Origin of the sequence: Oceanisphaera arctica, assembly GCF_002936955.1 — a bacterium.
Classification (GTDB): Bacteria; Pseudomonadota; Gammaproteobacteria; order Enterobacterales; family Aeromonadaceae; genus Oceanimonas; species Oceanimonas arctica.
In genome coordinates this window covers 1-10596 of sequence record NZ_MPZM01000065.1, presented here as the reverse complement: position 1 = coordinate 10596, position 10596 = coordinate 1, and the positions used below count along the sequence as shown (strand labels likewise).

The following is a 10596-nucleotide window of genomic DNA, read 5'->3' as shown; positions in this document are numbered from 1 at the left end:
TGGCCTGGCTGAAGGTGAACGACGTCACCAAGGGCCTGGAGGGCGTGCAGTCGCCGGTCGCCAAGTTCCTGAACGAAGAAATAGTCACCGAGCTGCTGGCCCGTACCGGTGCGGCCGATGGCGATGCCATCTTCTTCGGTGCCGACTCCGCCAAGGTAGTGAGCGATGCGATGGGCGCGCTGCGTCTGAAGCTGGGCAAGGATCTGGATCTGATCGAAAACAGCTGGAAGCCGCTGTGGGTGGTCGACTTCCCGATGTTCGAGGAAGAAGACGATCGCCTGTATGCCATGCACCATCCCTTTACCGCCGCCAAAGAGATGGACAGCGCCGAGCTGGAAGCAAAACCGCTGACCGCGCTGGCTAACGCCTATGACATGGTGATCAACGGGTACGAAGTGGGCGGTGGCTCTGTGCGTATCCACAACAACGAGATGCAGCAAACCGTGTTCCGTCTGCTCGGCATCAATGCCGAAGAGCAGCAGGAGAAGTTCGGCTTCCTGCTCGAGGCGCTGAAGTACGGCACGCCGCCGCATGCGGGTCTGGCCTTTGGTCTCGACCGTCTGGTGATGCTGCTGACCGGCACCGACAATATCCGGGACGTAATAGCCTTCCCCAAGACCACCACCGCATCCTGTCTGCTGACCGATGCGCCGAGCCGGGCCAACCCGGACTCCCTGGTGGAGCTGGCCATTCGCACCGAATTGCCGGCGGCAAAGGCCGACAACACAGCAGGCCAAGCCTCAGATAAGGCAGACAGCTAAGACATGGCACACAAGCACCCGGAATCGGTGCTGATCCTCATTCATACCGAGGATCAGGTGCTGTTACTGCAACGTCAGGACAACCCGGACTTCTGGCAGTCGGTCACCGGCAGCCTGGAAGTGGGCGAAACCCGCTATCAGGCGGCGGTGCGCGAGCTGGAGGAAGAAACCGGACTGCGGCTCGATAACGGGCTGCAGCTGGTGGAAACCGGACACCGGGTGCGTTTTGAAATTTACCCCCGCTGGCGGCATCGTTACCGCCCGGGGGTGACCCACAACTGGGAATACGAATTTTACTTGTGTCTGTCGAGCCCGCAGGAAGTGTGCCTTACCGAGCACCTTTCCCAGCGCTGGGTGCCGTTGGCAGAGGCCCGGGAACAAGCCAGTTCCTGGACCAACAAGCTGGCCATTGACCGGCTGATACAGCGCAAGAATCAAGACAAGAGTTTATGCAAGAACAAGGGAGACGAGACTGATGGCAGGTCATAGTAAATGGGCCAATATCAAGCATCGCAAGGCGGCACAGGATGCCAAACGCGGCAAAATTTTTACCAAGCTGATTCGTGAGCTGACCACAGCCTCTCGCGAGGGCGGCTCCGATCCGGCTACCAACCCGCGCTTGCGGGCGGCCATCGACAAGGCGCTGTCCAACAACATGACCCGGGACACCATAGACAGGGCCGTGAAGCGCGGCGCCGGTGAGCTGGATGGTCAGGTGCTGGAAACCATTATCTACGAGGGTTACGGCCCGGGCGGCACCGCCGTGATGGTGGAATGCATGACCGACAACCGTAACCGCACCGTGTCTGACGTGCGCCACGCCTTTTCCAAGAGCGGCGGCAACCTGGGCACCGACGGCTCCGTGGCCTATCTGTTCGAGAAGAAGGGCGTGATCAGCTATTCGGACGCGGACGAAGAGACGGTAATGGAAGCCGCGCTCGAAGCCGGTGCCGACGATGTGGTGGTGAACGACGATGGCTCTATCGACGTTTATACCCAGTGGGACGAGTTCGGTAGCGTCAAGGATGCACTGGATGCCAGCGGCCTTGAGGCCGAAAACGCCGAAGTGACCATGATCCCCTCGACCAGCGCCGAGCTCGACGAAGACACGGCACCCAAGTTCATGCGCCTCATCGACATGCTGGAAGACGCCGACGACGTGCAGGAGGTCTACCACAACGGCGAGATCTCCGACGAACTGGCCGAGAAGCTGTAAGCCGGCCCTTCGGGCAGCTGTTAGCCGTAAGCTGTCAGCTTTAAGTGGTGTTGGCTGTAGGCACGGCTTTAACCGGGCCTGCAGATAGTCGTCTCTCCGGGCTTGACCCGGAGTCCATGGCAGATTGCACCCTGATCTGCGGTGAGGCTGTAGGCGCCACTTTAGTCGGCGCAATGTTACAGACGGCCGCATATTCAAGGCCAGCTTCGCAGGCCCTGCCGGCTAAAGCGGCAGCTACAGGCCGGAGTCCAGTCTGCAGGCGACAGAACCCTTTAATTTTAATAATTTACTTTCAGCCGGCTCGATCAGCTTACAGCTTACGGCTGATAGCTTACGGCTTATAGCTTAAGGCTTACCGCTTTCTTTCTATGGCAATAATACTCGGTATCGATCCCGGCTCGCGCATCACCGGCTACGGTGTGGTGCGCCAGAGCGGCAATAAAATGGAATATCTGGGCTCGGGCTGCATTCGTATGACCGACGATGAGCTGGCGCCACGACTCAAGAAAATCTACGACGGCGTCAGCGAGATCATCCTGCAATTTCGGCCCGACTTATTCGCCATCGAGCAGGTATTCATGGCCCGTAATCCGGACTCGGCGCTTAAATTGGGTCAGGCACGGGGCGCGGCCATCGTTGCCGCCGCCAATGGCGGGCTGGAGGTAGCGGAGTATTCCGCCCGCCAGATCAAGCAGGCGGTGGTGGGGCAGGGCGGCGCCGACAAGACCCAGGTGCAGCACATGGTGGTCAAGCTGTTGAGTCTGCCCGGTACGCCTCAGGCCGACGCCGCCGATGCCCTGGCGGTAGCCCTGTGCCACGGTCACACTCGGCAGAGTCTGGTCAGCATGGCCGGCCAGGCCAGAGGCATGGTGCGTGGCCGGCTGCGTTGAAAACGTGAGGGAAGAAGCGTGAGGGGGGTATTTTGCTCCCTCCCCTTAGCCATTGAATTGCCAGAATAACAGCGGGGTGCAACGCAAGGGGAGGGTTGGGGAGGGGTTGCTGCAGGAGTTCACGTGTTCTGCGGTGTCTGTGCCTAGTTCAAAAGTGACACCCCCTCCCAGCCTCCCCCTGGCGACAATCCGCTGTTATGCCTGTCCCTCCGCTGCCAAGGGGGAGGAGCCTTTCGGCACAGGCGTTATCTTTTAGTGCCTCACAGCTCACCGAAAAACGGTTCGACTGGATATCCATCCAGTTATTTATTATTCTTGGCGCAACACAGTTTGGTGAACGGGGATCCCCAGTGATAGGTCGGTTAAAAGGTATTATCAGCGAAAAACAGGCGCCGGAAATTCTGCTGGATGTCGGCGGTGTCGGTTATGAAGTGACGCTGCCGATGAGCTGTTTTTACGAGCTGCCCAATATTGGGGAGGCCGCCACCCTGCTGATTCACTTTGTGGTACGTGAAGACGCCCAGCTGCTGTTTGGCTTTAATACCAAAACCGAACGCGCCTTGTTTCGTGAGCTAATCAAAACCAACGGCGTTGGCCCCAAGCTGGCGCTGGCGATCCTGTCTGGCATGACCGCCGATCAGTTCATCTATAACGTCGAGCAGGGCGAAATCGGCGCCTTGGTCAAGCTGCCCGGTGTGGGCAAGAAAACCGCCGAACGGCTGATCGTGGAAATGCGTGATCGGCTCAAGGGCTTTGGCGGTTACGACTTGTTCAACCCGGTTCCCGAAGGCATGGGCTCTGCCGCCACCGTGGCCGACAATGCACGTGACGAAGCCATCGCCGCCCTGCAGGCATTGGGCTACAAGGCAAATCAGGCCGAGCAGATCGTCAAGAAAATCGCCAAACCCGGTCTGGATGCGGAACAGCTGATCCGCGAAGCCCTGCGCAGCATGGTGTAAGGCATGATAGAAGCGGATCGTTTTATCAATCCCGCCCCCCAGCGGGAAGAAGAAGTCATCGACCGGGCCATCCGGCCCAAGGCGCTGGCCGATTATCGCGGTCAGGATCATGTGCGCAGTCAGATGGAAATTTTCATCGAGGCGGCCCGCCGCCGGGAAGAAGCGCTCGATCACCTGCTGATTTTCGGCCCGCCGGGTCTCGGCAAGACCACTTTGGCCAATATCGTCGCCAACGAGATGGGGGTTAGCATCAAGACTACCTCGGGCCCGGTGCTGGAAAAGGCCGGCGATCTGGCGGCCATGCTCACTAATCTGGAGCCGGGAGATGTGCTCTTTATCGATGAAATTCACCGCCTGAGCCCGGTAGTGGAAGAAATTCTCTATCCGGCGATGGAAGACTATCAGCTCGATATCATGATTGGTGAGGGACCTTCCGCCCGTTCCATCAAGCTGGAGTTGCCGCCCTTTACCCTGGTCGGCGCCACTACCCGTGCAGGCTCCCTGACCTCGCCGCTGCGTGACCGTTTCGGCATAGTGCAGCGACTGGAGTTTTATCAGGTGGCGGATCTGGCGCACATCATCAGCCGCAGCGCCGACAAGCTGGGCCTGACCATCAACGACGACGGCGCCTTCGAAATGGCGCGCCGGGCCCGGGGGACACCGCGTATCGCCAACCGGCTGTTGCGCCGGGTGCGGGACTTTGCCGAGGTGAAAGGCAGCGGCGACATCGATGCCACTATCGCCATGCAGGCACTGGACATGCTGGATGTGGACAAGCAGGGCTTCGACTACATGGACCGCAAGCTGCTGACCGCCGTACTCGACAAGTTCATGGGCGGCCCCGTGGGGCTGGACAACCTGGCGGCGGCCATCGGTGAAGAAAAGGAAACCATAGAGGATGTGATAGAGCCCTACCTTATTCAGCAGGGTTTTCTGCAACGCACCCCCCGTGGCCGCATCGCCACCCCCAGAGCCTACCTGCACTTCGGCTTCGACTTGCCGGAATCAAGACTTGGGGAATAGGGAATAGGGAATAGGGAATAGGGAATAGGGATTGGGTAGCCCTTAACCCAGTCCCAATCTTTTCCTGCATCCGCCCTGTCATCGCTTGTCGTGGTCTAAAAGCACTCCCTTCTTTCCTAAATTTGACTCAGGTATAGTAATGGCATCTTTTAGCCCCTATGGCTGAGCGCATGACGTCTGATACAACTTTTGACTGGCCGGTGCGTATCTATTACGAAGATACCGATGCCGGTGGTATTGTTTACAACGCTAATTATCTGAAATTCATGGAAAGAGCACGCACCGAGTGGTTGCGCAGCCTGGGGATTGAGCAAGATGGTCTGCTCGATCAGGGGGTGGCCTTTGTGGTGCGACGAGCAGAGCTGGATTTTCTCAAGCCCGCGCGATTCAATGATGCATTAAAAGTCACCGTGACGGTGAAATTACTGAAACGTGCCTCTATTGTATTTGAGCAGGAAATTCTGGATGATGCCGGCCTTTCGCTGGTTCGGGGAATTGTGCAGATTGCTTGCGTCAAAATTCCTCATATGAAACCCTTTGCCATTCCTGAGCCACTGATGGGAGTATTGTCAGGTGCACGCTGAAATATCGTTTTTAGGTCTTTTTTTACAAGCCAGCCTGCTGGTAAAACTGGTGATGCTGCTGCTGATGGGCATGTCTATTCTGTCTTGGGCGATGATCATCAACCGGCGCAAAATACTGACCACAGCCCAGAATGATTCTACACAGTTTGAAGACAAGTTCTGGTCCGGCTCAGATCTGAGCCGCCTGTATCACGAGAGCAATGCCCGCCGTGACAACCTGGCCGGCATGGAACAGATTTTTTACGCCGGCTTCAAGGAATTCGTCCGTCTGCAAAAACAGGGGCGCTCGCAAGAGAGCATGCTCGAAGGTACCTACCGCACCATGCGAGTGGCGCTGTCGCGGGAAGTGGACCGCCTCGAGACCAACCTGTCGATGCTGGCGACCATTGGCTCCATCAGCCCCTATATCGGTCTGTTCGGTACCGTATGGGGCATCATGAATGCCTTTATCGCCTTGGCGGAAGTACAGCAGGCTACCTTGTCGATGGTGGCGCCCGGTATCGCCGAGGCCCTGATCGCCACGGCGCTGGGTCTGTTTGCGGCCATTCCGGCGGTTATCGCCTACAACCGTTTCAGCTATCAGGTTGAGCGGCAGGAAAACCACTTGGCCAACTTCATGGATGAGTTTTCCACCATTCTCAACCGCCAGGTGGCGGCGGGTAGCCACTGATGCACGGCTATCAACGCAGACGTCGTAAACGCGTTGCCGAGATCAACGTGGTGCCTTATATCGATGTGATGCTGGTGCTGCTGATTATTTTTATGGCGACCGCACCGGTGATAACCCAGGGCGTCAAGGTGGACTTGCCTCAGGCCGAGGCAGAAATGATGCCGGAAGACAGCGACAAACCGCTGGTGGCGTCTATCGATGCCGAGGGGCGTTACTTCCTCGATATCGGTGAAAACCGGGATGAAGCGGTGGACTTACTGGCGTTGGCGGATATGGTGCAGACTCAGCTAAAAACCACCCCCAAGGCACCGGTGGTGGTGAAAGGTGATGCCAACGTGCGTTATGACGCCGTGATCCAGTTGATGGCCACGCTGAAGGCGGCCGGAGTGCCGACCGTTGGCCTGATGACTCAACCGGAGCAGTAGCGGACTCATGACGGAGCAAGGCGGTATTCGCAAATCGTTATTGATTTCGCTGGCGTTACATCTGCTGATTGGTGTGGTGTTGCTGGTCGGAATCGATTTTAGTGCGCCCAAACGGCCAGCTCAGGCGGTGTCCATCATCGAAGCGACCATGATTGATGATGGCATGGTGGCGGCTCAGGCCGAGCGTCTGGCCGAGATGCAGGCGAAGCAGGAACGAGCGAGAGCGGCGGAGCAGGCCAGCACCGATGCGGTGCAGAAAGCGGCGGAAGATGCCGAGCGTCTGGCCGAGCAACAGCAGGCGGCCAAAGAAGCCGAGCGCCTGGCCGAGCAACAAAAAGCATTAGCCGCTCAGCAAACCAAGGCCGAAAATGAACGGCAGCAGGTAGTAGAGCAACAACGCAAGGCCCAAGAGGCCCAGAAAGCGGCGGAAGCGAAGAAACAGGCCGAAGCAAAGGCGGCAGAAGCACAGAAACAGGCCGAGGCCAAAGCCGCAGAAGCCAAGGCGTTAGCCGCGAAGAAGCAGGCTGAAGCCGAGGCCAAGAAGCAGGCCGATGCCAAGGCGGCAGAAGCGAAGAAGCAGGCCGACGCCAAGGCGGAAGAAGCGAAGAAGCAGGCCGAGGCCAAGGCGGCAGAAGCCAAGAAACAGGCCGAGGCCAAGGCGGCGGAAGCCAAGAAGCAGGCCGAGGCCAAGGCGGCAGAAGCGAAGAAGCAGGCCGAGGCCAAGGCGGCAGAAGCCAAGAAACAGGCCGAGGCCAAGGCGGCAGAAGCGAAGAAGCAGGCCGACGCCAAGGCAGCGGAAGCGAAGAAGCAGGCCGACGCCAAGGCAGCGGAAGCCAGGAACAAGGCCGAAGCCGAGCAGGCGCTGAAGGACCTGGAGGCTCTGATGGGATCGGAAACGGGGGGAGCCAGTTCTCCGCCCGCGGCCTCGAAGGGTGACTTTGATCGTCAGGTTGCACTGATCACCGCGGCCATTAAAAGGAACTGGCTGGTCAGCTCGACAATGACGGGCAAGAAGTGTGTTATTAATATTCGAGTGGCGTCCGATGGCTTGATACTCAAGATCGGAGAAGGCAGTGGTGATCGGGCAGTCTGTCAATCTGCGGCTATTGCCATTCGTAAAACCGGTACCCTTCCGATGCCTAAGGATCCCGTCCTGATCAAGCGCTTTCAGGACATCAATATTGAACTGATTCCGGAGTAAACGATGACGAAACGATGGATATGGTTATGGCTGCCGCTGCTGTTACTGACGACGCGCGCACAGGCGGCATTGGATATCGTGATTACCGGTGGCATCGACAGTGCCCGCCCGGTGGCGGTGGTGCCCTTTAAATGGACCGGTGGCGGTGCTGTCCCCCAGGACTTGGCCGAGGTGATCGGTAACGACTTTCGCAACAGTGGCATGTTTCGGCCGCTGGATCGCAATCGGTTGCCACAGCAGGTGGCTGCGGCCTCCGAGCTGAATGCGAGCCTGTGGACTCCGCATCAGGTCGAGGCGGTGCTGGTTGGCTCTATTGAACCGGCCGGTGGCGACCAGTATCGCATCAGCTTTGAACTGGCCGATGTGCTGGACAAGAGTGGTGCCAAGCTGCTGGAAAGCCGCAGTGCCACCGTGCCGGCGGCTCAGTTGCGCCAGTATGCTCACCGTATCGCCGATATTGCCTTTGAAAAACTGACCGGCATCAAGGGGGCCTTCCTGACCCGCATCGCCTACGTGAACGTGCAACACAAGGCGCAGTTTCCGTTCCAGCTGATGATTGCCGATTATGATGGCTTCAATGAGCAGGTGCTGTTACGTTCGCGCGAACCGCTGATGTCGCCGGCCTGGTCGCCGGACGGACGCAAGCTGGCTTATGTATCGTTCGAGAACAAGAAAGCCGAAATTGTGGTGCAGGATATTTATAGTCAGCAGCGCCAGGTGGTGAGTTCTCAGCAAGGCATTAACGGTGCGCCCCAGTGGTCACCGGATGGCAGCAAACTGGCGCTGGTACTGTCGCGTGACGGTCAGCCGGAAGTTTATGTGCTCAACCTGTCCAGTAGGCAGCTGAGCCGGGTGACCAATAATCGCGCCATTGATACCGAACCGAGCTGGGCGGCAGACGGCAAGGCCATTTATTTTGTGTCCGAGCGGGGCGGTCGTCCCCAGGTGTATCGGGCTGACCTGAGTTCTGGTGACACGCGTCGCGTCACCTTTCAGGGTGATACTAATTTAGGTCCCCGTGTGACCAATGACGGCAACAGCATGGTGCTGGTCAGCCGTTCACAGGGACAATACCGAATTGCTCGTCAGGAGCTGGATGGAGGTCAACTGCAGGTGTTAACAGAAACCCAGCTGGATGAATCGCCAAGCCCTGCACCTAACGGCACTATGATCATCTATAGTACCACCTATCAGGGGCGCCAGGTGCTGTCTCTGGTGTCTATGGATGGTCGTTTTAAGGCCAGGCTGCCCGCACGAAATGGTGATGTTCGTGCACCGGCATGGTCACCATATCTCAATTGATCCAACGTAATTTCTAAGGAAATACAATGCAAATGAAAAAACTGCTTCAGAGTCTGGCCGTTGCTCTTCCGATGTTGACCCTGGCTGCATGTAGCTCTACCACCGACTCTGATGCAATGACCGGTACCGACGGCAGCTATCAGAACGGTGGCGCTCAGACTGGCGGCGCGGGCGGTGCCCTGTCGGCCGAAGAGCAGATGCGTCAGCAGTATGAAGCGCTGCGTCGCGAAAATGTGATTTTCTTCGAATTCGATCAGGACGAAGTGACTGGCCATTACGCCCAGGTACTGGAAGCGCATGCCAACTTCCTGCGTTCCAACCCGTCTGTCAGCATCCTGGTTGAAGGTCATGCGGATGAGCGCGGTACTCCCGAGTACAACATTGCTCTGGGTGAGCGTCGTGCCAAGGCCGTGACCAGCTATCTGCAGAGTCTGGGTGTGAGCGGTGCACAGCTGGCTATCGTCAGCTACGGTGAAGAAAAGCCGGCTGATACTTCACATACCGAGTCTGCCCTTTCCCAGAACCGCCGTGCGGTTCTGGTTTACTAAGGTTTAATCCGACGTTATGACATGTAAATTAGCGGCCATTTCGATGGCCGCTGTTTTATCCACATCAAGCTGGGCTCAGGCACCGGTGATGAATGTGGGTAGCAGCGGTACCGTCAATGATCGCCTGGCTGAGCTGGAAAGGGCCTTCAGCGCCAGAAGCCAGGCCCAAATCGATCAGCAGCGGCAGTTCAATGCCATGCAGCAGGAAGTGAGTGAACTGCGCGGCTTGCTGGAAGAGCAGAGCTATCGTCTGGAGCAGGTGATAGAACGCCAGCGTGCCCTGCTGATGGCTCAGCAGGACGCGGCAGAGAAGCCCCAGAAGGCGGCCTCGGCGGCGGCTCAGTCTGGCGGCGAGAAAGAGACCGCCCAGCCCCGGCAAGGCAAGGCGTCAGCCACACCGGCCAGCGGCGATGAGCAGGCGGCCTATGATAATGCCGTCAATCTGGTGTTGCAGGACAAAGACTACGACGCTGCCATTCCCGCCTTTGCCCGCTTTATCACCCAGTACCCGCAATCCACTTATGTACCCAATGCTCATTACTGGCTGGGGCAACTGCTGTTCACCCAGAAGCGATTTGACCAGGCCAAGGCCCAGTTTGCCCGTGTGGTGGAAGCCTATCAGAGCTCCAACAAGCGTGCGGACTCGTTGCTCAAGCTGGGTATGATTGCCAAAGAGCAGGGTGACAAGGGGCAGGCAAGGCAGTACTTCGATCAGGTCTTGAAAGAGTATGGCAATACCGGCGCGGCGCGGCTGGCTCAGGAAAACCTCAACGGCCTCTGAGTCGAGGCCCGACCTGGCGATTTTTTGAGAGAGTCGCTTGATCCTTAATCAAGCAGAATAAAATGATGATTTAGCTGTTGCGCCATAAAATTAAATCCGTATTATAGGCCGCCGTTGGCAGGGTGCTTTAGCAACCCCGCCGAGCGGGTCGTTAGCTCAGTTGGTAGAGCAGTTGACTTTTAATCAATTGGTCGCAGGTTCGAATCCCGCACGACCCACCAGATTTAGTGGAAAGT

13 protein-coding genes and 1 tRNA gene are annotated in these 10596 nt (G+C 57.8%); all 14 read left to right on the top strand.

All coding sequences use genetic code 11. The features are described 5' to 3' along the window. Positions 1-761: amino acid--tRNA ligase-related protein (locus UN63_RS15860; protein ID WP_342352439.1), on the top strand; the 761-nt coding region annotated here is incomplete at its 5' end. 3 nt (positions 762-764) lie between these two features. Beyond that, positions 765-1250 (top strand): dihydroneopterin triphosphate diphosphatase, encoded by a 486-nt coding sequence (gene nudB / locus UN63_RS15855; RefSeq protein WP_104488416.1) that lies wholly within the window; start codon positions 765-767, stop codon positions 1248-1250. After that, entirely contained in the window at positions 1237-1977 is a 741-nt protein-coding gene (locus UN63_RS15850; protein ID WP_104488414.1) for a YebC/PmpR family DNA-binding transcriptional regulator, read from the top strand. Before nudB ends, UN63_RS15850 begins: the two co-directional genes overlap by 14 nt. A gap of 368 nt (positions 1978-2345) precedes the next feature. Continuing rightward, positions 2346-2867 (top strand): crossover junction endodeoxyribonuclease RuvC, encoded by a 522-nt coding sequence (ruvC, locus tag UN63_RS15845; RefSeq protein WP_104488412.1) that lies wholly within the window; start codon positions 2346-2348, stop codon positions 2865-2867. Between the two features lie 350 nt (positions 2868-3217). Next, positions 3218-3826: a Holliday junction branch migration protein RuvA gene (ruvA, locus tag UN63_RS15840; RefSeq protein WP_104488409.1), complete on the top strand. Its 609-nt coding sequence runs from the start codon at positions 3218-3220 to the stop codon at positions 3824-3826. Between the two features lie 3 nt (positions 3827-3829). Continuing rightward, entirely contained in the window at positions 3830-4849 is a 1020-nt protein-coding gene (gene ruvB, locus UN63_RS15835; RefSeq protein ID WP_104488407.1) for a Holliday junction branch migration DNA helicase RuvB, read from the top strand. 170 nt (positions 4850-5019) lie between these two features. Beyond that, positions 5020-5433 (top strand): tol-pal system-associated acyl-CoA thioesterase, encoded by a 414-nt coding sequence (ybgC, locus tag UN63_RS15830; RefSeq protein WP_104488405.1) that lies wholly within the window; start codon positions 5020-5022, stop codon positions 5431-5433. Next, positions 5423-6103 (top strand): protein TolQ, encoded by a 681-nt coding sequence (gene tolQ, locus UN63_RS15825; RefSeq protein ID WP_104488402.1) that lies wholly within the window; start codon positions 5423-5425, stop codon positions 6101-6103. The genes ybgC and tolQ overlap by 11 nt, the downstream gene beginning before the upstream one ends. Next, positions 6103-6528, top strand: a complete 426-nt coding sequence (tolR, locus tag UN63_RS15820; protein ID WP_104488399.1) for a protein TolR — start codon at positions 6103-6105, stop codon at positions 6526-6528. The genes tolQ and tolR overlap by 1 nt, the downstream gene beginning before the upstream one ends. Positions 6529-6535: 7 nt before the next feature. Beyond that, on the top strand, positions 6536-7729 hold the full coding sequence (gene tolA, locus UN63_RS15815; RefSeq protein ID WP_104488397.1) for a cell envelope integrity protein TolA: 1194 nt from the start codon (positions 6536-6538) through the stop codon (positions 7727-7729). Positions 7730-7732: 3 nt separating this feature from the next. After that, a complete protein-coding gene (gene tolB / locus UN63_RS15810) occupies positions 7733-9031 on the top strand; it encodes a Tol-Pal system beta propeller repeat protein TolB (RefSeq protein WP_104488395.1) in 1299 nt (432 codons plus the stop codon). A gap of 26 nt (positions 9032-9057) precedes the next feature. Beyond that, positions 9058-9579 (top strand): peptidoglycan-associated lipoprotein Pal, encoded by a 522-nt coding sequence (pal, locus tag UN63_RS15805; RefSeq protein ID WP_104488393.1) that lies wholly within the window; start codon positions 9058-9060, stop codon positions 9577-9579. 16 nt (positions 9580-9595) lie between these two features. Further along, entirely contained in the window at positions 9596-10360 is a 765-nt protein-coding gene (gene ybgF, locus UN63_RS15800) for a tol-pal system protein YbgF (protein ID WP_104488390.1), read from the top strand. Positions 10361-10505: 145 nt separating this feature from the next. Beyond that, a tRNA-Lys gene (locus UN63_RS15795) sits at positions 10506-10581 on the top strand. The last annotated feature ends 15 nt before the right edge of the window (positions 10582-10596 follow it).